General features: G+C 73.0%; 23 protein-coding genes. 13 read left to right on the top strand and 10 right to left on the bottom strand.

Going from position 1 to position 25765, the window contains the following annotated elements:
• Positions 1-56: 56 nt before the first annotated feature.
• From ACIBTV_RS11510 to ACIBTV_RS11500, 3 genes are all read left to right on the top strand, one after another.
• Positions 57-1232 carry a sensor histidine kinase gene (locus ACIBTV_RS11510; RefSeq protein ID WP_396703922.1) on the top strand — a complete coding sequence of 392 codons (1176 nt, stop codon included), beginning with the start codon at positions 57-59 and terminating at the stop codon, positions 1230-1232.
• Positions 1229-1924 carry a response regulator gene (locus ACIBTV_RS11505; RefSeq protein WP_396703921.1) on the top strand — a complete coding sequence of 232 codons (696 nt, stop codon included), beginning with the start codon at positions 1229-1231 and terminating at the stop codon, positions 1922-1924. The genes ACIBTV_RS11510 and ACIBTV_RS11505 overlap by 4 nt, the downstream gene beginning before the upstream one ends.
• Positions 1925-2034: 110 nt before the next feature.
• Positions 2035-2775 carry a DedA family protein gene (locus tag ACIBTV_RS11500; protein ID WP_396703920.1) on the top strand — a complete coding sequence of 247 codons (741 nt, stop codon included), beginning with the start codon at positions 2035-2037 and terminating at the stop codon, positions 2773-2775.
• Between the two features lie 75 nt (positions 2776-2850).
• Here the strand turns inward: ACIBTV_RS11500 and ACIBTV_RS11495 are convergent, their stop codons facing one another.
• Positions 2851-3423 carry a cob(I)yrinic acid a,c-diamide adenosyltransferase gene (locus tag ACIBTV_RS11495; protein WP_396703919.1) on the bottom strand — a complete coding sequence of 191 codons (573 nt, stop codon included), beginning with the start codon at positions 3421-3423 and terminating at the stop codon, positions 2851-2853.
• Between ACIBTV_RS11495 and murA the strand changes: the two genes are divergently transcribed.
• Both murA and ACIBTV_RS11485 read left to right on the top strand, forming a co-directional pair.
• Complete coding sequence (gene murA / locus ACIBTV_RS11490; protein ID WP_396703918.1) at positions 3422-4864, top strand: UDP-N-acetylglucosamine 1-carboxyvinyltransferase; 1443 nt, start codon at positions 3422-3424, stop codon at positions 4862-4864. The two genes, ACIBTV_RS11495 and murA, sit on opposite strands and share 2 nt — an antisense overlap.
• A gap of 78 nt (positions 4865-4942) precedes the next feature.
• Positions 4943-5791, top strand: coding sequence for a 3-hydroxyacyl-CoA dehydrogenase family protein (locus ACIBTV_RS11485; protein WP_396703917.1), 849 nt, complete (start codon positions 4943-4945; stop codon positions 5789-5791).
• Between the two features lie 60 nt (positions 5792-5851).
• Here the strand turns inward: ACIBTV_RS11485 and ACIBTV_RS11480 are convergent, their stop codons facing one another.
• Complete coding sequence (locus ACIBTV_RS11480) at positions 5852-6697, bottom strand: ABC transporter permease (protein WP_396703916.1); 846 nt, start codon at positions 6695-6697, stop codon at positions 5852-5854.
• Entirely contained in the window at positions 6694-7542 is an 849-nt protein-coding gene (locus tag ACIBTV_RS11475) for an ABC transporter ATP-binding protein (protein WP_396703915.1), read from the bottom strand. Before ACIBTV_RS11475 ends, ACIBTV_RS11480 begins: the two co-directional genes overlap by 4 nt.
• 151 nt (positions 7543-7693) lie before the next feature.
• On the opposite strand from ACIBTV_RS11475, the gene ACIBTV_RS11470 reads away from it, so the two are divergent.
• Entirely contained in the window at positions 7694-9700 is a 2007-nt protein-coding gene (locus ACIBTV_RS11470; protein WP_396703914.1) for a protein meaA, read from the top strand.
• A 22-nt stretch (positions 9701-9722) separates the two neighbouring features.
• On the opposite strand, the gene ACIBTV_RS11465 is transcribed toward ACIBTV_RS11470, so the two are convergent.
• Together ACIBTV_RS11465 and ACIBTV_RS11460 are read right to left on the bottom strand one after the other, a co-directional pair.
• Positions 9723-10019, bottom strand: coding sequence for a DUF1540 domain-containing protein (locus ACIBTV_RS11465; RefSeq protein WP_396703913.1), 297 nt, complete (start codon positions 10017-10019; stop codon positions 9723-9725).
• 47 nt (positions 10020-10066) lie between these two features.
• Positions 10067-11071, bottom strand: a complete 1005-nt coding sequence (locus ACIBTV_RS11460) for a polysaccharide deacetylase family protein (protein WP_396703912.1) — start codon at positions 11069-11071, stop codon at positions 10067-10069.
• 470 nt (positions 11072-11541) lie between these two features.
• Between ACIBTV_RS11460 and ACIBTV_RS11455 the strand changes: the two genes are divergently transcribed.
• Entirely contained in the window at positions 11542-12129 is a 588-nt protein-coding gene (locus ACIBTV_RS11455; RefSeq protein ID WP_396703911.1) for a hypothetical protein, read from the top strand.
• A 69-nt stretch (positions 12130-12198) separates the two neighbouring features.
• Here ACIBTV_RS11455 and ACIBTV_RS11450 read toward each other — a convergent pair whose 3' ends face one another.
• Positions 12199-12816, bottom strand: a complete 618-nt coding sequence (locus ACIBTV_RS11450; protein WP_396703910.1) for a DUF4126 domain-containing protein — start codon at positions 12814-12816, stop codon at positions 12199-12201.
• A 71-nt stretch (positions 12817-12887) separates the two neighbouring features.
• On the opposite strand from ACIBTV_RS11450, the gene nucS reads away from it, so the two are divergent.
• On the top strand, positions 12888-13547 hold the full coding sequence (gene nucS, locus ACIBTV_RS11445) for an endonuclease NucS (RefSeq protein WP_396703909.1): 660 nt from the start codon (positions 12888-12890) through the stop codon (positions 13545-13547).
• 30 nt (positions 13548-13577) lie between these two features.
• Here the strand turns inward: nucS and ACIBTV_RS11440 are convergent, their stop codons facing one another.
• Positions 13578-15074, bottom strand: coding sequence for an aldehyde dehydrogenase family protein (locus tag ACIBTV_RS11440; RefSeq protein ID WP_396703908.1), 1497 nt, complete (start codon positions 15072-15074; stop codon positions 13578-13580).
• Between the two features lie 244 nt (positions 15075-15318).
• Here ACIBTV_RS11440 and ACIBTV_RS11435 point away from each other — a divergent pair, with 244 nt between their 5' ends.
• The 5 genes from ACIBTV_RS11435 to ACIBTV_RS11415 all read left to right on the top strand — a co-directional run bounded on the left by ACIBTV_RS11435 (position 15319) and on the right by ACIBTV_RS11415 (position 20138).
• Positions 15319-15741 (top strand): FHA domain-containing protein, encoded by a 423-nt coding sequence (locus ACIBTV_RS11435; RefSeq protein WP_396703907.1) that lies wholly within the window; start codon positions 15319-15321, stop codon positions 15739-15741.
• Positions 15742-15826: 85 nt separating this feature from the next.
• Positions 15827-16891, top strand: coding sequence for an alpha/beta fold hydrolase (locus ACIBTV_RS11430; RefSeq protein WP_396703906.1), 1065 nt, complete (start codon positions 15827-15829; stop codon positions 16889-16891).
• A gap of 143 nt (positions 16892-17034) precedes the next feature.
• Positions 17035-18825 (top strand): 3-hydroxyacyl-CoA dehydrogenase family protein, encoded by a 1791-nt coding sequence (locus ACIBTV_RS11425; protein ID WP_396703905.1) that lies wholly within the window; start codon positions 17035-17037, stop codon positions 18823-18825.
• 109 nt (positions 18826-18934) lie between these two features.
• Complete coding sequence (locus tag ACIBTV_RS11420; protein ID WP_396703904.1) at positions 18935-19261, top strand: hypothetical protein; 327 nt, start codon at positions 18935-18937, stop codon at positions 19259-19261.
• Positions 19262-19328: 67 nt separating this feature from the next.
• Complete coding sequence (locus ACIBTV_RS11415) at positions 19329-20138, top strand: alpha/beta hydrolase (protein ID WP_396703903.1); 810 nt, start codon at positions 19329-19331, stop codon at positions 20136-20138.
• Between the two features lie 6 nt (positions 20139-20144).
• Here the strand turns inward: ACIBTV_RS11415 and ACIBTV_RS11410 are convergent, their stop codons facing one another.
• The 3 genes from ACIBTV_RS11410 to ACIBTV_RS11400 all read right to left on the bottom strand — a co-directional run bounded on the left by ACIBTV_RS11410 (position 20145) and on the right by ACIBTV_RS11400 (position 25456).
• Positions 20145-21371, bottom strand: a complete 1227-nt coding sequence (locus tag ACIBTV_RS11410) for an AI-2E family transporter (RefSeq protein WP_396703902.1) — start codon at positions 21369-21371, stop codon at positions 20145-20147.
• 398 nt (positions 21372-21769) lie between these two features.
• Complete coding sequence (locus tag ACIBTV_RS11405; RefSeq protein WP_396703901.1) at positions 21770-24028, bottom strand: hypothetical protein; 2259 nt, start codon at positions 24026-24028, stop codon at positions 21770-21772.
• Between the two features lie 177 nt (positions 24029-24205).
• The gene (locus ACIBTV_RS11400) at positions 24206-25456 is read right to left on the bottom strand and encodes a cell division protein DivIVA (RefSeq protein WP_091595591.1); all 1251 of its coding nucleotides are present in this window, start codon (positions 25454-25456) and stop codon (positions 24206-24208) included.
• Positions 25457-25765 lie beyond the last annotated feature (309 nt).

Here is a 25765-nt window from a genome sequence, read left to right as displayed (position 1 = left end):
GGGACGCGGCCGGTGGGAGGACCATCGCCCCACCGGTCGCTCCGTATCGTGGCCGGGTGACGGGTGTGCGACGCGGCTGGTGGCCGGAGCTGCTGCTCGGGCTGGTCGCGGCCGGCCTGGGGGTGGCCAGCACCCTGCTGGGCGCGCCCGGTCAGCCCCGGGAGGGCTGGGCGGTGGCCGTCCCGCTCGTCGCGGGGCTCGCCCTGGTGGGCGTACGCCGGCTGCCGTGGTTCGTCCTGGTCGGCGAGTGCGCGCTGCTCGTGGTCGCCGACGCGCTCACCGCCACCGCCACCGACACCCCGCAGCTGGCCGCGGCGGTCGCGCTGGGGTTCGTCGCCTACCGGGCCGACTGGCGCGGCACGGCCCTGGCCTACGCGCTGTTCTACGCCGCCACCCTCGCCGACGTGCTGGACCATGGCAACGCCGGTGTGCTCTCCGGAGGTCTCGGGGTGCTCCGGCTGGTCATGCTCACCGGGGTCACCGCCGCGCCGGTCGCCTTCGGGCGCTACCTGCGCGGGGTGCGCCACGCCGCGCAGGTCGCCGAGGACCGGGCCCGGGAGGCGGAGAGCCGCCGGGCGGTCGAGACCCGGGCGGCACGGTTGGCCGAACGGGCCGGCATCGCCCGGGACCTGCACGACATCGTGGCCCACCACATCGCGGCCATCGCCCTGCGCGCCGGTACCGCCCGCTACGCCGTCGAACGGACCGGGGACAGCGCCGAGGCGGTGGTGGTCCTCGGCGAGCTGCGGGACACCGCCGGACGGGTCCTCGACGAGCTGCGGGAGCTGCTGGAGGTGCTCCGCGACCCGGAGGCGGTCGAGCCGTCCGCCGGGCAGGTCGAGCCGGAGCAGGTGATCCGCGACGCCGAGCAGCAGGTCCGCGAGGCCGGGGTGGCGGTGCGGGTGACCATGTCGTCCGCGCTGACCGCCGCGCCGCTCGTGGTGCGGACGACCGCCGCCCGCGTCGTGCGGGAGGCGCTCACGAACACGCTCAAGCACGCCGGCCCGGGCGCCGCGGCCTCCGTCGACGTCCGGGCGGACGGCGGCGGCATGGTGGTGGAGGTACGCGACTCCGGTCCGGTCCGGCCCCGCCCGACGCTGCCGCCGTCCGGCCACGGTCTCGCGGGCATGCGGGAACGGGTGGGGCTGCTCGGCGGGACGCTCACCGCCGGGGCCGCCGAGGGCGGCGGGTGGCGGGTACGGGCGTGGCTACCGACCAGGGAGACCGGATGATCAGGGTGTTGGTGGTGAACGACCAGGCGTTGGTGCGAGCCGGCGTCGGTCTGCTGCTGCGCAGCGCGGGGGACTTCGAGGTGGTCGGCGAGGCCGGTGACGGGCACGACGCCGTACGCCTGGCCGAGCGGCTGCACCCGGATGTGGTGCTGATGGATCTGCGGATGCCGCGCGTGGACGGCATCGAGGCGACGCGGCGGATCCTCGACCGGCAGCCGGGTGCCCGGATCCTGGTCCTCACCACCTTCGCCGAGGACGCCGACATCTACGGCGCGCTCGGTGCCGGGGCGATCGGCTACCTGGTCAAGGACGGCGCTCCCGAGGAGCTGATCGACGCGGTCCGGCGGGCAGCCCGCGGCGAGCCGCTGCTGGCCCCGCCCGTCCTGGCCCGGATCGTGCACCGGGCGATCGCCGACCACGACCGTGAGCGGCGGCCGACCCCGCCTGACCCAGGGCTGCGGCTGCTCAGCCCCCGGGAGCGCGAGGTGCTGGCGCTGGTCGGCGCGGGCCTGTCCAACGCGGAGATCGGCGACCGGCTGCACCTCGGGGTGACGACCGTGAAGACCCATGTCTCGGCGACGATGGAGAAGCTGGACCTGCGCAACCGGGTGCAGGCCGCGGTGGTCGCCCACCGGTTGGGCCTCGTCGACGACGACTTCAACCCCGTGTCCGACCCCGACCCGACCGGCTGAGGTCCCGGCTCGGCTCGGCTCGGTCTCGGCCCCGTGGCCGGCCAGCCGGAGGAGGCGGACCGGCCGGCGGCAGGAGGGCGGCGCGGGGCGGTGTCGGCAGAGTCGGTCAGGTGACGTTCCTCGACTCGCTGACCGACCGGCTCGTCGGGCTGCCACCCGCCATGGTGCTGCTGGTCGCCGCCCTCGTCCTCGCCGGCGAGGTGGGCCTGCTCGCCGGGCTTGTGCTTCCCGCGGCCACCACCATGCTGACCGTCGGCCTGCTGGCCCGTACGGGCGAGGTGGACCTGACCGCCGCGCTCGTCGTCACCACGGTCGCCGCGTTCACCGGCGACCAACTCGGCTATCTGGAGGGGCGGCTGCTCGGCCCCCGGGTGCGGGCCGGCCGGCTCGGGCGACGGATCGGCGTGGAGCGGTGGCGGCGCGCCGAGTCCCTGGTGGCGAAGCGCGGCGGGTCGGCCGTGCTGGTGGGCCGGTGGACGGCGTTCGTGCGGACCCTGGTGCCCCGGGTGGCCGGTGCGGTGGGGCTGCCGTACCGGCGGTTCGTCCTGTTCGACGGGATCGGTGTGGTCGTGTGGGTGCCCGGAACGGTGCTGGTCGGCTACCTCGCCGGGGGCGCGCCGTCGGGGCCGTTGGCCGCCGCCGGCGGGGTGCTCGCCGTGGTGGTCGGGGGCCTGCTGGTGGCGCGTCGCCTCCGGGGACGCCGTCGGGCCCGGGCGACCCGGTCGTGCGCCGGGCGGGCGCGTCGCCCACCTGCCCCGGCCGGGGACGGGCCGCGCCCCCGCGGGCCGGGGCCGGGCCGGGGCGTACGCAGCCGGCGTGGCGTGCTGGACAGCCCCGAACACTGGCGTTGAGCCCGTGGCCCCGCCGGGGTCTGGCCGCCGTCAGAGCGGGTACTCAGACTCCGACGTGGTGCAGCGTGCCGGTGGTCAGCGGTTCCCGCCCGGGACCCATAGCACATCTCCGGCCGGATTGGCCGACCTTGACAGAATGAACAACAGGTCGGAGAGCCGGTTGAGATACTTGGCGGGGAGTGTGCTGGTCCGCTCCGGGTCATGGCTGACCAGCGCCCACGCGGTCCGCTCGGCCCGCCGAGCGATGGTCCGCGCCACGTGCAGCAGGGCCGCGCCCGGGGTGCCGCCGGGGAGGATGAAGGAGTCCAGCTTGCTCAGCCGCGCGTTGAACTCGTCGCACCAGCCCTCGAGGCGCTCGACGTACTCCTCGGTGACGCGCAGCGGCGGATACTTCGGCTCCGGCTCGACCGGGGTGGACAGGTCGGCACCCACGTCGAAGAGGTCGTTCTGGATCGACCCGAGCACGGTCCGCAGCTCGTCGTCGAGTTGGCCGAGGGCGAGGGCGACGCCGATCGCCGCGTTGCACTCGTCCACGTCGGCGTACGCGGCGATCCGTGGATCGGTCTTCGGGATTTGCTCGTTGTTGCTCAGCCTGGTCGTGCCGGCGTCGCCGGCCCTGGTGTAGATGCGCGTGAGGTGGACGGCCATGACGCACAGCCTACGGATACCTGACCTGACGATCCCGGTGCGGCCGGACGTCGCCCCCGGCTGGCCCGGCGCGGTCGGCCCGGGCGACGCGGGCGATCCGGCGGTCAACGACGTCGACGTCATCCGCGTGAGCGGAGGCGCCCGGCTGGCGGGCACGGTGCACGTGGTCGGGGCGAAGAACTCGGCGCTCAAGCTGATGGCGGCGGCGTTGCTCGCGCCGGGGCGCAGCGTGATCACCAACGTTCCCCGGATCACCGACATCGCGATCATGGGCGAGGTACTGCGCCGGCTGGGCTGTGACGTCCGGTTCGACGCGGACGACCCGGTGGACCCGATGGTCGCCGGTGGCGGGGTCGCCCGGTCCCGCTCGGTCTCCATCGACGTGCCGGACCGCCCGGGCGCGGAGGCCGACTACGACCTGGTCCGCCGGCTGCGGGCGTCGATCTGCGTGCTCGGCCCGCTGCTGGCCCGCCTCGGCCACGTACGGGTGGCCCACCCCGGCGGCGACGCCATCGGCTCCCGCGGCCTGGACATGCACATCTCGGGGCTGACCCGGATGGGCGCGGAGATCTCCGGCGAGCACGGGTTCGTCATCGCGTCCGCCCCGCACGGCCTGCACGGCGCGGAGATCACGCTCGACTTCCCGAGCGTGGGCGCCACCGAGAACCTGGTGATGGCGGCGGTGCTGGCGCGCGGCGCCACGGTCATCGACAACGCGGCCCGGGAGCCGGAGATCGTCGACATCTGCACGATGCTCCAGCAGATGGGCGCGCAGATCTCCGGTGCGGGCACCTCCACCCTGCACATCGAGGGGGTGCCCGGGCTGCGGCCGGTGCGCCACGCCACGGTGGGGGACCGGATCGTCGCCGGCACCTGGGCCTTCGGTGCCGCCATGACCCGCGGCGACGTGACGGTCACCGGGGTGGACCCCGAGTTCCTCCAGGTCGCGCTCGACAAGCTCGTCGCGGCCGGTGGGCTGGTGGAGACCCGGGCGGACTCCTTCCGGGTCCGGATGGACGAGCGGCCCGTCGCGGTGGACGTGGTGACGCTGCCCTTTCCGGGTTTCGCCACCGATCTGCTGCCGATGGCGATCGGGTTGGCGGCGGTGAGCGACGGCGCCTCGCTGATCACCGAGAACATCTTCGACGGGCGGTTCATGTTCGCCAACGAGATGATGCGGCTGGGCGCCGACATCAAGACCGACGGCCACCACGCCCTGGTCTGCGGCCGTGACCGCCTCTCCGGGGCGCCGGTGCGGGCCACCGACATCCGGGCCGGCGCCGGGCTGATCATCGCGGGGCTCTGCGCGGACGGCGTTACCGAGGTCTCCCACGTGCACCACGTCGACCGTGGCTACCCGGACTTCGTGGCCGACCTGCGGGCCCTCGGGGTGAGCGTGGAGCGGGGGACCGCGCCGGAGGAGCCCGATCTGACCATCTGACCCCGACCGGGCTTAGCAATCGTTCAGGCTCGCCGACTAGGGTGCTGGCAGACACTCAACCAGGCGAGGGGGAAGCAGATGGCGGGTCGACTCGCGGTCGTCGGGGCGGGGCTGATGGGCTCCGGGATCGCCCAGGTGGCGGCGCAGGCGGGCTGGCAGGTGACGTTGCGGGACCTGGACGACGCGGCCACCGGCCGCGGCATCGCCGGCATCCGGACGTCGCTGGAGAAGTTCGCCGAGAAGGGGAAGATCGCGGCCGACGACGTCGAGGCGACGCTGGGCCGGATCACCCCGACCACCGACCTGGAGGCCGCCGCGGACGCGGACATCGTGGTCGAGGCGGTGTTCGAGCGGCTGGAGGTCAAGCACGAGGTGTTCCGCGCGCTCGACAAGATCTGCAAGGCGGACGCCGTCCTCGCCACCAACACCTCGGCCATCCCGGTGACCCAGATCGCGGCGGTCACCGAGCGCCCGGAGTCGGTGGTCGGCACCCACTTCTTCTCGCCGGTGCCGATGATGAAGCTCTGCGAGCTGGTCCGGGGTTACAAGACCAGCGACGCCACGCTGGCCACGGTCAAGGCGTTCGCCGAGGAGATCGGCAAGACCGTGGTCGTGGTCAACCGGGACATCGCCGGTTTCGTCACCACCCGGCTGATCGCCGCCCTCGTCGTGGAGGCGGTGAAGCTGGTCGAGTCGGGTGTCGTGTCGGCCGAGGACCTGGACACCGCGTGCCGGCTCGGCTTCGGCCACGCCATGGGTCCGCTCGCCACCACGGACCTGACGGGCGTCGACGTGCTGCTGCACGCCGCGAAGAACATCTACACCGACACCGCGGACGAGAAGTTCTTCCCGCCGGAGCTGCTCCAGCGCATGGTCACCGCCGGTGACCTGGGCCGCAAGAGCGGCAAGGGCTTCTACACGTACTGATTCGGGGACGGGGGGTGGGCGCCGCGGCGCCCACCCCCCGTCGCGTCTCGACAGCGCGGCTCAGCCGTCGCGTCGGGTGGTCCAGCGGAACGTGGTGAGGCACAGCGCCAGGCCGATCACGCACCAGGCGCCGAGGACCAGGGCGACACGGCCCAGCTCGAACGACCCGCCCGGCTCCTGGCCGCCGAAGCTCTCCGGCAGGAACACCGCACGCAGCCCCTGGCACATCCACTTCAGCGGGAAGAGCGCCGCCACCTGCTGCATCCAGCTCGGCAGCTCGGTGAAGACGAAGAACACCCCGGAGATGAACTGGAGCACCAGCGCCACCGGCGTGACCACCGCCGAGCCGCTGCGCGCGGTGCGGGCCAGCGACGAGATCGCGATGCCGCAGAGCGTGCACGCGGTCACGCCGAGCACCGCGACCCAGACGAAGGTGAGCCACCGCCCGGCGCTGCCCGGCAGGGACGGGTCGAAGAACGCGACGGAGACGGCGAGCAGCAGCGCGGTCTCCGCGATCCCGATCGCCACCACCATGAGCACCTTGCCGGCGAAGTAGACCCACTTCGGCATCGGCGTGCCCCGGTAGCGCTTCAGCACCCCCCGGTCCCGCTCGATGGGGATCCAGATACCGAGGTTCTGGAAGCTGACCGTCATGAGACCGGTCGCGATCATTCCGGTGATGAAGTACTGCGTGTAGCTGACCCCGGGGGCGATCTCGTCACCGAAGATCGCCGCGAAGATCAGGATCATGATCACCGGGAAGCCCATCGTGAAGACGACGGACTCCCGGCTGCGCAGGAACTGCGTGATCTCCAGCCGGCCCTGCCGCAGCCCGAGCGCGACCGGGCCCACCCGGCGGGCCGGGGCGGCGGCGACCGGGGCCGCCGGCTTGGTGGTGGTGGTCATCGGTGTCCGATCATCGTGAGGTAGACGTCTTCCAGGGTCGGCCGGGTCACGGTGAGCCCGGGGACCTCACCGCCGTGGCGCGCGGCCAGCTCCGCCACCAACGCCGTCGGCGTCGCGCTCTGCACGCTCTCCAGCGTGCCCTCCGGCGTACGCCAGGAGACCGTCGCGAGCGCCTCCTGCCGATCGCCGAGCTGGTCCGGGGCGGCCACCTCGACCAGCCGCCCGCCGGCGATCACACCGACCCGGTCGGCCAGCGCCTCGGCCTCGTCCAGGTAGTGCGTGGTGAGCACGATCGTGGTGCCGGCGGCGGCCAGGTCGCGGATCAGCTCCCAGAACTCGCGGCGGGCCTCCGGATCGAAGCCGGTCGTGGGCTCGTCGAGGAAGAGCAGCTCGGGGCGGCCGATGATGCCCAGCGCCACGTCGAGGCGGCGCTTCTGGCCGCCGGAGAGGGTGTGCGTCCGGGCCCGGGCCTTGCCGGTCAGGCCGACGCGTTCGATCACCTTCTCCGGGTCGTCGGCGTCCGGGTAGAAGCCGGCGAAGTGCCGGACCACCTCGCCGACGGTCAGCTCGTCGAACTCGCCGGTGCCCTGGAGGACGATGCCCACCCGGGTCCGCCAGTCGGCCGCCGGAGCGGCCGGGTCGCTGCCCAGCACCGAGACCTCGCCGGCGTCCCGCTGCCGGTAGCCCTCCAGGATCTCCACGGTGGTGGTCTTGCCCGCCCCGTTCGGGCCGAGCAGGGCGAAGACCTCACCGCGACGCACGTCCAGGTCGAGGCCGGCGACCGCCGCCGTCCCGCCGTACGTCTTGCGCAGCCCTCGCACCGAGATGGCGAGCTCGTTGTCCATGCCGTCAAGTGTGCGACCTGGTCGGCGACGTGGACCGGGCGGGGTGTGGAGGTCGCCCCCATGTCGTGTCGTCCGTACCCGGACGTCCCCTCCATGGACGTGTGTGGTTTTCCACAGCCCGTTTTACTGAACGGTAACTTAGACTCCGGCCATGGACGAGAAGGCCCTCCCGGGGCGGTTGCCGGAGCGCGACCGACCGTGGGTGATGCGCACGTACGCCGGCCACAGCTCGGCCGCCGCCACCAACGCCCTCTTCCGCCGCAACCTCGCGAAGGGGCAGACCGGCCTCTCGGTCGCCTTCGATCTGCCCACCCAGACCGGCTACGACCCCGACCACGAGCTCGCCGCCGGTGAGGTCGGCCGGGTCGGCGTGCCCGTCGCCCACCTCGGCGACATGCGGGCCCTCTTCGACGGCATCCCGCTCGCCGAGATGAACACGTCGATGACGATCAACGCACCGGCGATGTGGCTGCTGGCCCTCTACACCACCGTCGGCGCGGAGCAGGGCGCCGAGCCGGTCCGGTTCGCCGGCACCACCCAGAACGACATCATCAAGGAGTACCTGTCCCGGGGGACGTACATCTTTCCGCCCGCCGCGTCGCTGCGGCTCACCGCCGACGTCGTCGCGTACACGCTGCGGGAGATGCCGCGCTGGAACCCGGTGAACATCTGCTCGTACCACCTCCAGGAGGCGGGCGCGACGCCGGTGCAGGAGGTCGGCTTCGCCCTCGCCACGGCGGTCGCCGTCCTCGACACCGTACGAGACTCGGGTCAGGTGCCGGCCGAGCGCATGGGCGACGTGGTCCAGCGGATCTCGTTCTTCGTCAACGCCGGGGTGCGCTTCGTCGAGGAGATCGCCAAGATGCGCGCGTTCGGCGCGCTCTGGGACGAGATCACCCGCGACCGCTACGCCGTGACCGACCCGAAGCAGCGCCGGTTCCGCTACGGGGTGCAGGTCAACTCGCTGGGCCTGACCGAGGCGCAGCCGGAGAACAACATCCAGCGCATCGTGCTGGAGATGCTCGGCGTGACCCTGTCCCGGGACGCCCGGGCCCGCGCGGTGCAGTTGCCCGCCTGGAACGAGGCGCTCGGCCTGCCCCGGCCCTGGGACCAGCAGTGGTCGCTGCGGATGCAGCAGGTGCTCGCGTACGAGTCGGACCTGCTGGAGTACCCGGACCTGTTCGAGGGTTCGCACGTGATGACCGCGCTGGTCGACGAGATCGTCGCCGGCGCCCGCGTCGAGCTGGACAAGGTGCTGGAGATGGGCGGTGTGGTCACCGCCGTGGAGACCGGCTACCTCAAGAGCGCCCTGGTCGCCGCGCTGGCCGAGCGGCGGCGCCGGATCGAGGCCGGCGCCGACGTGGTGGTCGGTGTCAACCGGTTCACCGAGACCGAACCGAGCCCGCTGACCGCCGCCGGTGCGGCGGCGGTCGAGCAGGTGGACCCGGCGGTGGAGGCGGACGCCGCGATCGGCGTACGCGAGTGGCGGGCCGGGCGCGACGGTGCCGCGGTCGACGCGGCGCTGGACCGGTTGCGGGCCGACGCGGCGACCACCGTGAACCTGATGCCGGCGACGCTCGCGTGCGTGCGGGCCGGCGTCACCACGGGGGAGTGGGCGGGCACGCTGCGGCAGGTCTTCGGCGAGTACCGGGCACCCACCGGCCTGGCCGCCGGGGTCGGGCCGGGCGCGGACCCGGGCCTCGCGGGCGTCCGGGAACGGGTCGCCGCCACCGCCCGTGAGCTGGGCGGCGGGCGACTGCGGCTGCTGGTCGGCAAGCCCGGCCTGGACGGGCACTCCAACGGCGCCGAGCAGATCGCGGTACGCGCCCGGGACGCCGGCTTCGAGGTGGTCTACCAGGGCATCCGGCTGACCGCCGGGCAGATCGTCGCGGCCGCGGTGGAGGAGGACGTCGACCTGGTGGGGCTGTCCGTGCTCTCCGGCTCGCACCTCGCGGCCGTGCCGGCCGTGCTGGACGGCCTGCGCGCGGCCGGCCGGGGCGACCTGCCGGTGGTGGTGGGCGGCATCATCCCGACCGGGGACGGCGAGCACCTGCGCGCCGCCGGGGTGGCCCGGGTCTTCACGCCGAAGGACTTCGCCCTCACCGGCATCATCGACGAGCTGGTCACGGTGATCCGGGAGGCCAACGGGCTGGCGTGAGCCGCCCTGCCGGTGCTGCGGCTCAGCGCTCGGCGTACGTCATGCAGTCGGCCAGGTCGTTGTCCGGGCCGACCCGGATGGCGGGGGCGTGACACTCCAGCTGCTCGTTGTGCCGGCAGTCGGCCCGCTGGCAGGCGCCCACCTGGGCGGTCAGGTCGGCGACACCGGCGCGCACCGGCAGTTCGACGAAGGTGTGGCAGTGCGCGTGGTCCGAGCTGCCGATCGTGATCGCGAAGGCGTGGCAGTCGCCGGTGTGGTTGTAGGCGCACGCCGCGACGACGCACTCCTCGACGTGGGGCATCTCGATCGCTGCGGTCATGTCGACCTCCTCGGTATTTGCCCCGATTTTAGGTCCGTGGAGGGCGGTCAGGCTGTCGGTTCCCCGTTCGCCAGGACCTCCGACAGCGGGGCCGGTCGCAGACCGCGCTCGGCCAGGCCGGCCAGGATGTGCGGCAGCGCCTCGTCGGTCATCGGCGCGTTGGCCTCGGTGACGTGCATGATGATCACCGAGCCGGGGCGCACCTGGGACAGGACCGCGCGCACCAACGGCCGCCACGCGGTCGCGAACGGGTCCCCGCTCACCACGTCGCCGTCCACCACCGTCACACCGAGCGGGGCGAGGGCGTTCAGTGCGGTGCGGTCGTGGCACAGCCCGGGGAAGCGGAAGTAGCGGGTCTGGCGGCCCCCGTACGGCGCGATCACGTCGAACGTCCGGGCCACGTCCGCGGTCATCCGCCGTTCCGCGATCCGGGGCAGGTCGTAGCAGTCCGGGGTGAAGGACTCGTGCCCGTACGTGTGGTTCGCCAGCTCGAACCGCGGGTTTCCGGCCAACCGCCGGGTCACCTCCGGATACTCCTCGACCCACTTGCCGGTCAGGAAGAAGGTCGCCGGCACCTGCCGCCGCTCCAACAGGTCGATGATCGCCAGGTTCGCGTACGACCGCACCGCACCGCTGCGCAGTTGGCGCCGCATCGCGTCGGTCAGGTCGGCGTCGAAGGTGAGCGCGACCTTGTTCCCCGTACGCGGCCCGTGGTCGACCACCGGCGGAAGCGTGCCGGGCGGGGTGGCACCGGGCGGTGTGACCCCACCAGCCGGCGGGGTCGCCTCCGGGGTGCCCGGGCCACCGGTGACCGGTACGTCACCGTCTGCGCCTGGTGCGCCGCTCGGGTCCGGTGTGGCAGGTGTGGCTGGCGCGCCGTTCGGGCCGCCGGGTGTGGCGGCGGCGCCCGGGGCCGTGGTGGCGTGGGGGAGCCGGGCGAGGCCGGCGCGCACCGGCTCGGGTCGGGGCGTGGGACCGGCGAGGAGAGCTGCCGCGGCCGCGAGCACGGCGAGCGTCACGGCGAGGGGAACGCGGAGGTTCTTCACGGACACCGGAGGATGATCTCAGCGGGGACCGTGTCGCGATGCCCCGCCCACGGCCCGACTGGGTGGTCGTGGGCGGTTTGGGCTGTGACCGGGGACATCCCCAGGCCGGAATCACGGCCGGGCCGCGGTCGTTGAACATGGTCCCTGCCGCGGCAGGGCCGACCCGAGCCCGATCGACCGGGCCAGAGTCGGAATGACGCCGGACCACCGGTCGTTGGACATGGACCCGGCGCGCTGCCGAGCCCGGAATGATGACGGGCTCGCGGTCGTTGGACATGGACCGACGCACGTGGCGAGCCCCGGAATGATGGTGGGCCGCCGGTCGTTGGATCTGGACCCGGCGCGTGTGTGCGGCACCCCCGCCGCCGCGGGCCGGAGCAATCCCCTTGTGACTTGGGCGCCGACGAGGTGCTTACACCTGCCTGACCGACCCCTATTCGGCGGCGGGTGTCAAACCCCCGAAGGAGCTACTCATCATGAACACGATCATGCGTAAGAGCGTTCTCGGTCTTGCTGGTCTCGCCTTCGCCGGCGGTGTCGTCGGCGGTCCGATCGCGGCGACGCACCACGCGCACTCGGTGGACATGAAGCCGGTGGCGGTCGTGCAGACCGACAAGGTCGACAGCGGCAAGCTGATCCCGCACGGTGTGCAGGGCGCGCAGTCGCACATCGACCTGAACGACGAGCAGATCGCGAACGTGAAGGCGATCATCGCCGCCACGAAGAAGTCGGGCATGGACGAGCGGGCCGCGGTCATCTCGATCGCGACGAGCCTGCAGGAGTCGAAGCTGGAGAACCTGGGTCACCTCGGTGACGCCAACGACCACGACTCGCTGGGCCTGTTCCAGCAGCGCCCGTCCAGTGGTTGGGGCACGCCGGAGCAGATCACCGACCCGGAGTACGCGACGATGGCCTTCCTGAAGGGCCTGAAGCAGGTCGACGGCTGGCAGGACATGCCGCTGACCGTGGCTGCTCAGACGGTGCAGGTGTCGGCCTACCCGGACGCCTACGCCCAGTGGGAGCAGCAGGCCGCCGACCTGGTCGCCCAGTACTGGAACAGCTGACCGACAGCACGGCAACAAGCCGCTGGCCGGCACCCCGAGTGTGGGGTGCCGGCCAGCGGCGTTTCCGGTTCAGACGCGGAAGCCGGCCGCCCGGGCCGCCTCCCGTTCCCGCCGGCGGTCGGCTCGACGACGCCGGAACCAGAACAGGTAGGCGACGAGACCGGCCAGGAAGAGCAGGACGAGCACCGGCAGCAGGATCGCCACCACCGACATCAGCACGCTGGTCGCGTCCTCGGCGGTGCTGGCCACGGGCGCGCCGACGCCGGCGGTGGTCGCGTTGATCACCGGGCGGGCGGCGGACTTGAGCAGGTGCACGCCGAGCGCGACGAGCACGCCGGTCACCACCGGAACCCACTGGTGCGACGAGAAGAAGGAGCCCGGGTCGCTCACCGTCACCGTCTCGGCGGAGGAGCCGGCGCCGAAGGCCAGACCGCCGGCGGTGGGGCGGACCACGGTCTGCACGACGTCGTTCACGTGATCGACCACCGGCACCTTGTCGGCGACCACCTCCACGGCGAGCAGCGCCGCCAGGATGACCATCACCCAGCCGTTGCCGAGCCACGCCCAGCCACTGGGCAGGTCGATCAGGTCCGTGTAGCGGGCCAGCAGACCCATGGTGAGCAGGGGGATGTAGGCGTTCAGACCCGCCGACGCGGCGAGCCCGGTTCCGGTGAGGACTTCGAACACGATCTCAGCATCCCACCGGCACGCCAGTGCCGCTCGCCGGCGTCGGCCCCCTCCTCGGCTACCCTCGTCGGGTGCGGTTGGTGATTGCGAAGTGCTCGGTGGACTACGTCGGACGGCTCTCGGCCCACCTGCCGCCGGCCACCCGGTTGCTCATGGTGAAGGCGGACGGCTCGGTCTCCATCCACGCCGACGACCGGGCGTACAAGCCGTTGAACTGGATGAGCCCGCCCTGCCGGCTGGAGGAGGCCCCCGGGGTGTGGCGGGTGGTCAACAAGGCCGGCGAGGAGCTGCGGATCACCCTGGAGGAGATCTTCCAGGACACGTCGTACGAGCTGGGCGTCGACCCGGGCCTGCGCAAGGACGGGGTGGAGGCGCACCTCCAGGAGCTGCTGGCCGCCAACCCGGAGACCCTGGGTGAGGGGTTCACGCTGGTCCGCCGCGAGTACATGACCGCGATCGGGCCGGTGGACCTGCTCTGCCGGGACGCCGACTCCCGGGCGGTCGCCGTCGAGGTGAAGCGGCGCGGCGAGATCGACGGGGTGGAGCAACTCACCCGTTACCTCGAACTGATGAACCGCGACCCGCTGCTCGCGCCGGTCACCGGCGTGTTCGCCGCCCAGGAGATCAAGCCGCAGGCCCGGGTGCTCGCCACCGACCGGGGCATCCGCTGCGTGGTCGTCGACTACGACAAGCTGCGCGGCATCGAGCGCGACGAGTTGACCCTGTTCTGACCGACGCCCTCCCCGCCGCGCCGAGGCGGGTCAGCGGCCGTACATCAGCTTGATGGCCTTGACGAGTCGGGCGACGTCGGCCGGGGTGCGCTCGAAAGTCATCGACGGCAGCAGCGAACGGGCCCGCCGCCGGGTGATCGACTTGGGTCGGCCGAACTCGCGCAACCCGTCCTCGCCGTGGATGCGGCCGAAGCCGGACTCGCCGACACCGCCGAACGGCAGCGTGGACATCCCGGCGAACGTCAGGGTCGAGTTGACCGACGCCATCCCGGAGCGCAGCCGCCGGGCGATCGCCACCGCGCGGCGCCGACCGAAGACGGCACCACCCAGGCCGTACGGGAGGGCGTTGGCCCGCGCGACCGCCTCGTCGGTGTCGCGGACACGATTGATGGTCAGCGTGGGCCCGAAGGTCTCCTCGCGGACGGCGGCCGAGTCCTCGGGCACGTCGATGAGGACCGTCGGCCGGACGTAGGGCGGCTGGACCGCGTCGGCGCCGCCCAACACCGCCCGGCCGCCTCGGGCCAGCGCGTCGTCGATGTGCCGGCGGATCACCTCCACCTGTGCCGGCATGGTGATCGGCCCGATGTCGGCGCCGTCGGGCCCGACGGTGAGCCGGCCCGCCCGGGTGACCACCTTGTCGACGAAGGCGTCGAAGACCGGCTCGACGGCGTAGACCCGCTCGATGCCGATGCAGGTCTGCCCGGCGTTGGTCAGCGCACCCCACACGCACGCCTCGGCGGCGGCGTCCAGGTCGGCGTCCGCGTCGACGATCATGGCGTCCTTGCCGCCCGCCTCCACGAGCACCGGGGTGAGGGACTCGGCGCAGGCGGCCATCACCTTCTTGGCCGTGGCCGTCGAGCCGGTGAAGGCGACCTTGTCGACGCCGGAGCGGCAGAGGGCGGCGCCCACGTCACCGAGCCCGTGCACGGCGGTGAACACGGGGTGCTCGGGCACCACCTCGGCGAGCGTGTCCACCAGCCACTGACCCACCGCCGGCGTGTACTCGCTCGGCTTGAACACGACCGCGTTGCCGGCGGCCAGGGCGTACGCGGCGGAGCCGATCGGCGTGAAGACCGGATAGTTCCACGGGCCGATCACCCCGACGACGCCGTGCGGCTGGTATTCGAGGTGGCCGGAGAACTCGGCGAGGATCAGCCGGGACCGCACCCGGCGGGGGCCGAGCACCCGGCGGGCGTTGCGGGCGGCCCAGTCGATGTGCTCGACCGCGGTGACGACCTCGACGACGGCGTCGGCGACCGGCTTGCCGCCCTCGACGTGCACCAGCTCGGCGAGCTGCTCGATCCGCCGGGCGACCAGCGACCGCCAGCGCAGCAGCCGCTCCCGACGGGCGGCGAAGCCCAACCCGGCCCACCACTGCCCGGCGGCGCGGGCCCGGTCGACGGCCGCCGCGACCTCGGCCGCGGTGGCGACGGGGAAGCGGCCGGCCTCGGCCCCGGTGGCCGGGCTGGTGGAGACCAGCAGGCCGTCGGAGACGAACGGGGCGCCGGGGACATGCACAGCCGTCATGGCGGAAGTCTAGACCCGAACATTACTCACCGGTAGGCCGTCGACCGGCCGAAATGTCCGGCGACGCGGCGCGTCCCGCCGCCTCCGTCGGGACCTGGCGGGACCATGGACCGGCCGCCCGAACCGGGGATCGGGAGCTGACCGCCCGGGGACACGAGGTGACCGCGCGGCCGTGGAGCGCGACTACCGTCTGGTGGCAGGCTGACGCGCGGGGTGACGGTGTGGGGTGGAGGGCTGAGTGTCCATGGAGGAGCGTCACGAACTGCTGCCGTTGTTGACGGTTGCCGGCGGTCCGATGCGGGGTGCGAGCTTCCGGCTGCGCCCGGCGCCGCAGGTGATCGGGCGTGCGCCCACGGTCGACGTGGTCGTCCACGACCCGCACCTCAGCCGCCGGCACGCCGAGGTCTGGCTGGCCCCCGAGGGCGCGTCGCTGCGGGACCTCAGCTCGACCAACGGCACCTGGCTCAACGACCGGCGGATCATCGACGTCGAGCAGCTCGCCGACGGCGATGTGATCCGGCTCGGCCGCACCGAGCTGCGCTTCTTCGACCCGGGGGTGGCGCGCACCGACCCCGTCGGGCTGAGCTTCGGCCTGATCCGTCGGGACCAACGCCCGACCCTGCCGCTGCCGGTGCCGCTGACGAGCCCGCCGACCGCCGTCCGCTGACCGGGCGGTCGCCACAGAGTCGCGCCGCCTCGGGTGGGGGTCACCCACATGGACCGGCGTCGGGCGGGGTGGCAGCATCCCGCGGATGGAGACCGAGCAGCGGATCGTCACGGCCAACGGCATCACCCAGGCGGTACGGGTCGCCGGGCCGCCGGACGGCGTACCGGTGCTCCTCGTGCACGGCAACTGCTCCTCCTCGGCGTTCTGGGAGCCGCTGGTCCGGCACCTGCCGGGCACGCTGCGCGTGGTCGCACCCGACCTGCGCGGCTACGGCGACACCGAGACCGCCCCGGTGAACGCCACCCGAGGGCTGCGCGACTTCGCCGACGACGTGGCCGCGCTGCTCGACGATCCCACCCTGTTCGCCGACGCGGACGCGCGGCCGGTGGTCGTCGGCCACTCGCTCGGCGGCGGCGTGGCCATGCGGCTGCTCGTCGACCACCCCCACCGGGTGGGCGGGCTGCTGCTCTCCGCGCCGGTCTCCCCGTACGGCTTCGGTGGCACCCGTGACCTGGCCGGCACCCCCACCACGCCCGACTTCGCCGGCACCGGCGCGGGAACCGCCAACCCCGACTTCGTCGCCCGGCTCGCCGCGAAGGACCGGAGCGAGGACGCCCCGACGAGCCCGCGCAACGTGCTGCGGACCGCGTACGTGGCGGACGCCGCCTCGCTCGGCGCGGACGAGGACCTGCTGCTCGACAGCCTGCTCACCACCGCCACCGGGGACGACAACTACCCGGGCACGGCCGTCACCTCGGCCGACTGGCCGGGCACCGCGCCCGGCGAGCGGGGCGTGCTCAACGCGCTCGCACCGACGTACTTCCGGATCGCCGACGAGCTGGTCGGAGTGCCGACGAAGCCCCCGGTCACCTGGGTGCGCGGCGACGCCGACGTGATCGTCTCCGACACCTCGCTGTTCGACCTGGCGTACCTCGGCTCGCTGGGCGTGGTGCCCGGCTGGCCCGGCGCCCAGGACTGCCCGCCGCAGCCGATGGTCGGCCAGACCCGGGCGGTGCTGGAGCGCTACACGGCCGCCGGTGGGAGCCACCGCGAGGTGGTGCTCCCGGGATGTGGGCACAGCCCGCACCTGGAGCGGCCGGCGGAGTTCGTCGCCGAACTACTGGCGCTCGCCGCCGTCCCGACGGCCTGACGCCGCCGCCCCTGCCCGAACCGGGCGCGGTGGGTGAAATATGCCACGACGTCTCGACAACCGAGCGTCACATGGCAGACTCGCGCGTAACTTAGCGGCCGTTCAATCGGCCGCGCTGGAGCAGCCTGTTGGGGAGGCCGGTCGTGGCGCGCGAGTTCACCAGCGTTGGCGTCGTGGGGCTGGGCACGATGGGTGCCGGCATCGTCGAGGTGTTCGCCCGCAACGGCCTGGCGGTCGTCGCCGTCGAGATCTCCGAGGGGGCGCTGGAACGTGGCCGCGCCAACCTCACCGGCTCCACCGACCGGGCGGTCGCCAAGGGCAAGCTCGACCCGGCCGACCGGGACGCGCTGCTCGGCCGGGTGACCTTCGCGGTCGGCCTCGACGCCCTCCACTCGGTCGACCTCGTCATCGAGGCCGTCCCCGAGCACCTGGACCTGAAGCAGCGGATCTTCGCCGAGCTGGACCGGGTCTGCAAGCCCGAGGCGATCCTCGCCACCAACACCTCGTCGCTGAGCGTCACCGAGATCTCCGTCGCCACCACCCGGCCCAATCAGGTCATCGGCATCCACTTCTTCAACCCCGCTCCGGTGATGAAGCTGGTCGAGGTCGTCCGCACCGTGGTCACCTCGGCCGACGTGGTCGCCGACGTGGAGGCGCTCTGCGCCCGGCTCGGCAAGGTCGACGTGACCATCAACGACCGCGCCGGCTTCATCGCCAACGCCCTGCTCTTCGGCTACCTCAACCACGCCGTCGGCATGTTCGAGGCGCACTACGCCAGCCGCGAGGACATCGACGCCGCCATGAAGCTCGGCTGCGGCCTGCCGATGGGGCCGCTCGCGCTGATGGACCTGATCGGCCTCGACACCGCGTACGAGATCCTCGACACCATGTACCGGCGCGGCGGGCGGGACCGCCGGCACGCCCCGGTGCCGCTGATCAAGCAGATGGTCACGGCCGGTCTGCTCGGCCGCAAGTCCGGCCGGGGCTTCTACACGTACGAGCGGCCGGGCTCCCCGGTCGTCGTACCGGACGAGGCGACGCCGGTGGCCACGGGCGCCGCGCTCGCCGACGGCGCCCGCGCCATCACCAAGGTCGGCGTGGTCGGCTCCGGGACGATGGCGACCGGCATCATCGAGGTCTTCGCGAAGGCCGGCTACGAGGTGGTTTCGGTGACCCGGGGCGCGGAGAAGTCCGCGAAGGTCTGCGACGCCGTCAAGACCTCACTCACCAAGGGCGTGGTGCGCGGCAAGCTGAGCGAGGACGACCGGGACGCCGCGCTCGGCCGGGTCACCTGGTCGGCCACCCTCGACCACCTCGCCGACGTCGACCTCGTGGTCGAGGCGGTGGTCGAGGAGTTGAGCGTGAAGAAGGCGCTCTTCGCCAGCCTCGACGAGATCTGCAAGCCGGGCGTCGTGCTCGCCACGACCACGTCCTCGCTGCCGGTGATCGACGTCGCGATGGCCACCCAGCGGCCCGCCGACGTGGTCGGGCTGCACTTCTTCAACCCGGCCCCGATCATGCCGCTGGTCGAGGTGGTGCGGACCATCCGGACGTCGCCGGAGACCACCGCCACCGCCCGGGCGGTGTGCGCCGCGCTCGGCAAGACCGCCGTGGTGTGCGGGGACCGCTCCGGGTTCATCGTCAACGCGTTGCTCTTCCCGTACCTCAACGACGCGGTGAAGATGCTGGAGGCCAGCTACTCCACCGCCGACGACATCGACCACGCGATGAAGCTCGGCTGCGGCTACCCGATGGGCCCCTTCGAGCTGCTCGACGTGGTCGGTCTGGACGTGTCGCTGGCCATCCAGCGGGAGCTCTACCTGGAGCTGCGCGAGCCGGGCTTCGCCCCCGCGCCGCTGCTGGAGCACCTGGTCACCGCCGGCTATCTGGGGCGCAAGACCGGCCGGGGCTTCCGGGACCACACCCACCGCTGACCCGGGTCGACACCGCTCCTCGCCGCGGTCGTCACGGCCGTCGGCGCCCGCCAGCCGGCGGACGACCTTGGCGAGGCCGCGACCTGGGAGTGACCGTAACCTTGGGTACGTGAGTCCTCGTCGTAACCGTCCCCGCCGGGACGACGCCGCCCACGTGGACGCGGAGCGGGCCCGGCAGGGCGTCGAATCCGTGCAGCAGTGGCGCGACGGCGAGTGGCAGGTACGCGGGATCAGCGGCGGCTCGTCGGTCAAGACGTACCGCTGCCCCGGGTGCGACCAGGAGATCCGCCCCGGGGTCGCGCACGTGGTGGCGTGGCCGGCGGACGGGCGGGGTGACCTGACCGACCGCCGGCACTGGCACAGCGGTTGCTGGCGGGCGCGGGAGCGGCGCGGCCCGGTGGTCCAGCGGGGGCGCGGCGCGCCCCGCTACGGCTGAGCGATCTGGATCACGTCGTTTGCTCCCCGGACGGGCGGCGGCGGCGAGTTCGGGCCAGACTTGAGCGGTGAGCACAGCGATCCGCGCGTCGTCCATCCTTCCCGGCCGCCGGGAGGACATCGAGCTGCACACGGCCGACGGGCTGCGGCTGGTCGGTGAGCTGGCCCGGCCGGTGGACCGGGAGCCGGTGGCCACCCTGGTCTGCCTGCACCCGCTGCCCACCCACGGCGGGATGATGGACAGCCACGTGTTCCGCAAGGCGGCCTGGCGGTTGCCGGCCCTGGCCGACGTCGCGGTGCTCCGGTTCAACACCCGAGGCACCAGCAGCGTGCGCGGCACCAGCGAGGGGGCGTTCGACAACGCGGTCGGGGAGCGCTTCGACGTGGCCGCCGCGATCGAGTACGCCGAGTTCCACGAGCTGCCCGACATCTGGCTCCTCGGCTGGTCCTTCGGCACCGACCTGGCCCTCAAGCACGGCTGCGACCCGGCGGTGAGCGGCGCGATCCTGCTCTCCCCGCCGCTGCGCTACTCCAAGCCGGAGGACCTGGCGCAGTGGGCGCGCTCCGGCCGCCCGCTGGTCGCGCTGGTGCCCGAGTTCGACGACTACCTGCGCCCGGAGGAGGCCCGGCAGCGGTTCGCCGCGGTCCCGCAGGCCGAGGTGGTGGGGGTGCCCGGGGCGAAGCACCTGTGGGTCGGTGACGCCGAGCGGGTGCTCGACGAGGTGGTCCGGCGGGTCAACCCGGCCGTCCCGCTGCCGCTGCCCACCACCTGGGACGGCCCGATGGAGACCGGCGACGTCAGCGCGTACGCCGACCGCACGGTGGCCTCGTTCGCGGACCGACCGGTGCCGGGGCCGCCGCAGGCGAAGGCCGGCTGACCGGCGTCACCGCGACTGCTGTCGGGGCAGCACCACCTCGCGCAGGATGAGTTGGATGGCGGCGACCGTCGGAATGGCGATCAGCGCGCCGACCACGCCGATGAGGGCGACCCCCAGCAGCGCGGCGAGCAGGGCGGCGACCTCGTTGACCTGCACCGAGCGGCGCATCACCTTCGGGTAGATGAGGTAATTCTCCACCTGCTGGTAGACGAGGAAGAACACCGCGCAGGCGATGCCGGCCGACAGGTCGGTGGCGAAACCGACGAGACTCACGATCACCGCGCCGAGGGTGGCGCCGATCTGCGGGATCAGGTCGGTGACCGCGACCACCACCGCCAACGCGATCGGGTAGGCCAGCCCGACGATCAGCGCGAAGATGAACGTGCTGAGCCCGGCCAGCACCGCGATGCACAGCGCGCCGACCATGTACGCGCCGACCTTGGCCAGGATCTCGTCGCCGATCAGCTGCACCCGCTCCCGCCGGGACCGGGGCACCAGGGCGTAGCCGAGGGCGCGGAGCCGGTTGAAGTAGGCCAGGAAGTAGATGGTCAGCACCAGCACCGTGAGGATCCGGAAGATGGTGCCGAAGATCAGCTGAGCGCCGCCGAGCACCCCGCCGAGCGCCCGACTCACGGTCTCCGCGTTCACCGCCCCCTGCACCCGCTGCACCAGGTCGTACCGCTCGACGAGGTCGTTGACCGTCTCGTTGCGGCGCAGGTCCTGCACCAGGTGCGGTAGCTGTTCGACGAACTGGCCGGACTGGGTGACGATCGGCGGCACCAGCGCCACCACGCCGCCGCAGAGCAGCAGCACCACGGTGAGGGCGACCACGCTGACGGCCAGGCCGTGCGGCAGGCCCCACTTCCGCAGCCGGGCCACCGCCGGGTTGAGGCCGACCGCGAGGAAGAGCGCGATGAGGACCAGGACCAGGATGCCGGCCGCGTTGCGTACGCCGAGATAGAGCGTGTACGCCGACAGCACGCCGAGCGCCCCGGTGAAGCCCAGCAGGAAGCTGTTGCGGCGCAGCGGCCGCCCCGGTGGGCCGAAGCGCCCGGTGCCGGCGCCCGGCGGCGGGTCGAACGGTGCGGTCGACGGGTCGTCCGCCGGCGGATCGTGCGGTGTCGCCTCCGTGCCCGGGCCGGGGGTGTGCCGTCGCGGGCGGGCCCGCTCCGGGTCGGGATGCTCCCCGTCCCCGCGGCCCGGTCCGTCGGCCCTCGGCCCGTCCTGCGTCACCAGATCCTCCGGTCAGGTCCCGCGGCGAGGCCGCCCGATCCTCGGCCGGCGCGTCCCCGCACCGGCCCTGCCCGAGACTACTGGTCACCCCTGTCCCGAAGCATCCGCTCTCACCGACAGTCGAGCCGCCCTCGTCACCGCCTTTCGCGCACACGGTGGTCGGCCGCCCTCGGGTCGCGGGCATCGGAGGGCGGCGTCCGACATTCAGCCGGGCCGCGATCGCTCTGCCGCCGCACCACGGGGCAGCGACGCGGCGGAGTCGGGTCGGCGGACCACATCCGACAAGGGCGATGACTCTGCGGCATATTCATGACGCAGATTCATCGCCCTTGTCTGTCGAGGTCTCCCGGCGGCGAGATCGGTGGCGGCGAGCACCGGAGGGGCCGAGCGTGCGCCCGTCACTCCTTCTCGACGGTCACCGTGTTGGGCTTCGCGGCACGCTCGTCGGTGGTGGGCTTGCTGGGCCGCTTCCCGTTCTCGCCGGTGCTCTTGATCTTCGTGGGGGTGGCGCCACGGCCACCCTCGCCGGGCACGGCGGCCACCGTCGGCTCGCCGTCCGCGGCGGCGCCGGGAGCCCCGTCGTCCACGGTGGTCACCGGCTCGGCCACCGGCCGCGCCTTCGGCTGGCCGGCGTCCTTCGACGCGCTCTCGACCTTCGCGGCCGCCGGCGCGGCCCCGGCGGCCTCCGCCGCCGCGTCGGCGCCGGGCTGCTTCGCCGAGCCGCCGGACGCTACCGTGCCGACGGGCTGCGGCGTGCCGGCGCCGGACTGCGCCGTCGCGGCGACGGGCTGGGGCGTGCCCGCGCCGGGCTGCGCGTTGGGGTCACCCGGTCGGGAACCCACGGCCGGCTTCGCCGTCGGGTCCCCGCTCGTGTCCTTTCCGGCGTCGACGGGTCGGGCCGCCACGGCCGGACCGGCGGCCGAGGCGGGGCTGACCGCACCGGCCGGCGGCGGGGAGGTGGGACCGTCCCCACCGGGCATGGCCAGCGACTGCAGGCGCAGGTCGGCCAGCTTCCGCTGCAGCTCATCCGACTCCTGCCGGGACTTCCAGGTCTCCTGCCGCAGGTCGGCGAGCTGCTGCTGGGCCTGGGCGATCTCCAGCATCACCTGGGCGAGCTGCTGCCGGCCGGCGGCGACCTCCTGTTGCGTCGCCGCAAGGTGCTGCTGGGTGGTGGCGAGGGCCTGCTGGGTCGTCGCCGCGTACTCCTCGAACTGCCGCCGGGACGCCGAGACGTGCTCGTCGGCGGTGCGCCGCTTCTCGCTCGACTCGCTCTCCGCCTGGCGCAGCAGCTCGGTTGCCTGCTCCTCGGCCTGCTGGCGCAGCGTCGCCGCGTCCCGCTCCGCCGCCTGACGGACGCGGTCGGCGCCCTGCTCGATCTCGTTCTTGCGGGTCGTGTACTCGGCCTCCAACTGGTCCCGCCGAGAGGTGAAGGAGGTCTCCAACTCCTCCTTGCGCGCGCGGAACTCCGTCTCCAGCTCCTGGCTGCGGGCGGTGTGAGCGGTCTCCAGCTCCTGCTGGCGGGCCTTGTACTGCTTCTCCAACTCGTCGCGGCGCGTGGCGAACTCCTGATCGGCGGTGGCGCGGCGCTGTGCGAGCTCCCGGTCGGCGGCCTCGCGACGGGAGTTCACCTCCTTCTCCACCCCGGCCCGCCAGGCCCCCAGCTCCTGCTGGGTCTGCGCCCGCGACTGCTGCACGTACGCCTCGGTCTCACTGCGCATCCGCTGCACGTACGCCTCGGTCTCGGCGCGGCTGCGCTTGGCCGCCTCAGCGGCCTGCGTGGTCAGCCGCTCCGCCTCCTGCTGGGCCTTCGCCCGGGTGGCGCGACCCGCCATCGAGGCGTCGTCGATGATCTGCTTGGCCTCCCGCTGCGCCTTCGCGTGGGTGGCCCGTCCCGCCTCGGTGGCCTGGTCGACGAGGCGCTTGGCCTCCTGCTGGGCCTTGGCGTGCACCTCCTTGGCGGCGTCGCGCAGCTGCGTCGCCTCCTGCTGCGCCTTCGCCAGAGCCTCCTTGGCCGCCTCCCGCAGCTTGGTGGCCTCCTGCTGCGCGCGGGTGTGGATCTCCTTCGCGGTCTCCCGCAGCTGGGTCGCCTCCTGCTGCGCCCGGGTCAGCTCGTCCTGGGCGGTGCGCCGCAGCTTCGCGGCCTCCTCCTTGGCCGTGCGCAGGGCGGTCTCCGACTCGGCCTTGCGGGCGGCGGCCTGCCGCTCCTCCTCGGCCCGCCGCGCGGCCAGGGCGATCTCGAAGTCCTTCAGCGCCTTCTCGGCCTGCTCGCGCGCGTCCTCGATGATGTGCTCGGCCGCGGCCCGGCGGGAATCGATCTCGTCGTTGGCGACGCGGAGAATGTCCTCGGCCTGCTCCTCGGCGAGACTGAGGATCTGCTCGACGCGTGGGCCGAGATGTTTGAACGAGGCCCGGTCGACCACGCCGATCTGCTTGCGCACCTGGGCGAGATCCCGTTGCAGGACCTCCACCTGGCCGGCGAGCTTGTGGATCTGTGTGTACGCCTGCTCCCGCTCGGCGGCGAGCGTCGCGATCTCGTGCTCCGCACGCGCGACGTACCGCTCCACCTGCTTCTTCTCGTACCCCCGCAGAGCGGACTCGAAGCTGGGCTCCGTGGCCACGTCCCCGCCGAGAGCGAACAGTTCCTCGCCGTGCGACATGCCCTCATCCTCACACGCAACGGCCCCTGCTGGGGCGATACGGACGCCCCTGTTGGGACCTACTTCACTCGGGTCGTACCGGGGGATATCAGTGGGTGGGAAAAAGCATGCGGCGCGGGGCCGCACCGGTTGTCCGGTGCCGCCCCGCGCCGCGTCATGCCCCGACCTGGCGGTTCGTCAGCTGGCCGTCTCGGCGGCCACCTTGTCGCCGCCGGCCTTCTCGGCCTCCGGCTTGGCGTTCGCGCCGGCTGGCACGCCCGGGACGATGCCGGCGAGGCCGGACAGCATCTGACCGAGCTGCGAGGTGACGGCATCCTTCTGACGGGTGAGGTCCTCGACCTCGCGGCGGGCGGCCTGCGTGGTCAGCTCCGCCTCGGTGCGCGCCTCGCTGAGCAGACGCTGCGACTCGGCCTTCGCCTCGTTGAGGGTCTTCTCGGCCAGGGCCTTCGCCTTGTCGACGGTCTCGTTGGCGGTGCGCTCCGACTCGACCCGGCGCGCCTCGGCCCGCTGCTCGATCTCCTTCGCCCGCTCCTGCGCGGCCCGCGCCCGCTGCTCGGCCTCGCTGACCAGCTTCTGGGTCTGCGCCACCTGGGCGGCGTGCCGCTCGGACTCCTCGCGCTCGGCCTTCTCGCGCCGCTCGGCGAGCTGGAGCTCCAGGGCCTGGAGGTCCTTGTCCCGCTTGTCGCGGGCGTCGGTCAGCAGCTTCGTCGCCTCGGCCCGCTTCTCCTCGGCCTCCCGCGCCGCCTTGGCCCGCTGCTGGGTGATCTCCCGCTCGGCGGTGGCCCGCAGGGTCGCCACCTCCCGCTCGACGGTCGACTTCAGCTCGGCGACCTCGTGCGCGGTGACGGTGCGCAGCTGCTTGGTCTCGCGCTCGGCGTCGGCGCGCAGCGTGTCGGCCTCACGGCGGGCCTGCACCCGGACCTCGGCGGCCTCCCGCTCGGCGGCGGTGCGGACGTTGCCCGCCTCGCGCTCGGCGGTCGCCTTCATGGCGGCGGCCTCGGCGCGGGCCTTGTCGGTGATCTCACGCGCCTCCAGGCGGGCGGCGGAGAGGATGCCCTCCGACTCGCGCTTCGCCTCGCTGCGGTGGTCGTTGGCCTGCTCCTCGGCCAGCCGGAGGATCTGCTCGACGCGGGTGCCGAGGCCGGAGAGGGTCGGCCGGCTGTTCTCCTCGAGCTGCTTGTTGGTGTCGGTGAGCTTCTGCTCCAGCGCGCTCATGCGCTGCTCGGCCTGGCGGAGGCGACGCTGCGCGTCGTTCATCCGCTGCTCGGCCTCGGCACGGGCCTGCTCGGACTGGGTCAGCGCGGCGGTCATCCGGCCGATGAAGTCATCGACCTGGTGCGTGTTGTATCCGCGCAGGCCAACGGTGAAATCTGGCTGCGAGTTCGCGTTATCGAAGAACGCGAGAGGGGAGGACTGCTGCTGGGGCATTGGGACATACTGGCAGACGCCCCAGGGTGCTTCGCAAGAGCGGTACGAACCTTTCGCGTCCTCTTTACATGGTCAACTCCTGCCCGACGGGGCGACCGGGCCGGACCGCGATCTTGGCTGCTCCCGGGCGGGCGCGGCGGCACGGGGCGGAGCGCGGAAAAGGGTCGCGGCGGTCACCCGCGACCCTTTGTCCGGCCTACCTCGGGATCGCACGAAAGGCTCTCAACCACCCGCGCGAAAGACGTATCGCGTCCGCCCCAATGGTCAGCCGCCGCTCCACCGGACGGCGGCCGGAGCGCTCCCCGTCGT

Origin of the sequence: Micromonospora sp. NPDC049366, assembly GCF_044466625.1 — a bacterium.
Taxonomy (GTDB): Bacteria; Actinomycetota; Actinomycetes; order Mycobacteriales; family Micromonosporaceae; genus Micromonospora.
This window is presented reverse-complemented; position numbering and strand designations above follow the sequence as displayed.

What these genes read in the sequence shown, in the direction of transcription:
- ACIBTV_RS11505 (WP_396703921.1), top strand. Translation starts at nt 1,229, where the DNA reads ATGATCAGGGTGTTGGTGGTGAACGACCAGGCGTTGGTGCGAGCCGGC.
- murA (WP_396703918.1), top strand. Translation starts at nt 3,422, where the DNA reads ATGACGCACAGCCTACGGATACCTGACCTGACGATCCCGGTGCGGCCG.
- ACIBTV_RS11495 (WP_396703919.1), bottom strand. Translation starts at nt 3,423, where the DNA reads ATGGCCGTCCACCTCACGCGCATCTACACCAGGGCCGGCGACGCCGGC.
- ACIBTV_RS11485 (WP_396703917.1), top strand. Translation starts at nt 4,943, where the DNA reads ATGGCGGGTCGACTCGCGGTCGTCGGGGCGGGGCTGATGGGCTCCGGG.
- ACIBTV_RS11480 (WP_396703916.1), bottom strand. Translation starts at nt 6,697, where the DNA reads ATGACCACCACCACCAAGCCGGCGGCCCCGGTCGCCGCCGCCCCGGCC.
- ACIBTV_RS11475 (WP_396703915.1), bottom strand. Translation starts at nt 7,542, where the DNA reads ATGGACAACGAGCTCGCCATCTCGGTGCGAGGGCTGCGCAAGACGTAC.
- ACIBTV_RS11470 (WP_396703914.1), top strand. Translation starts at nt 7,694, where the DNA reads ATGGACGAGAAGGCCCTCCCGGGGCGGTTGCCGGAGCGCGACCGACCG.
- ACIBTV_RS11465 (WP_396703913.1), bottom strand. Translation starts at nt 10,019, where the DNA reads ATGACCGCAGCGATCGAGATGCCCCACGTCGAGGAGTGCGTCGTCGCG.
- ACIBTV_RS11455 (WP_396703911.1), top strand. Translation starts at nt 11,542, where the DNA reads ATGAACACGATCATGCGTAAGAGCGTTCTCGGTCTTGCTGGTCTCGCC.
- ACIBTV_RS11440 (WP_396703908.1), bottom strand. Translation starts at nt 15,074, where the DNA reads ATGACGGCTGTGCATGTCCCCGGCGCCCCGTTCGTCTCCGACGGCCTG.
- ACIBTV_RS11435 (WP_396703907.1), top strand. Translation starts at nt 15,319, where the DNA reads ATGGAGGAGCGTCACGAACTGCTGCCGTTGTTGACGGTTGCCGGCGGT.
- ACIBTV_RS11430 (WP_396703906.1), top strand. Translation starts at nt 15,827, where the DNA reads ATGGAGACCGAGCAGCGGATCGTCACGGCCAACGGCATCACCCAGGCG.
- ACIBTV_RS11405 (WP_396703901.1), bottom strand. Translation starts at nt 24,028, where the DNA reads ATGTCGCACGGCGAGGAACTGTTCGCTCTCGGCGGGGACGTGGCCACG.
- ACIBTV_RS11400 (WP_091595591.1), bottom strand. Translation starts at nt 25,456, where the DNA reads ATGCCCCAGCAGCAGTCCTCCCCTCTCGCGTTCTTCGATAACGCGAAC.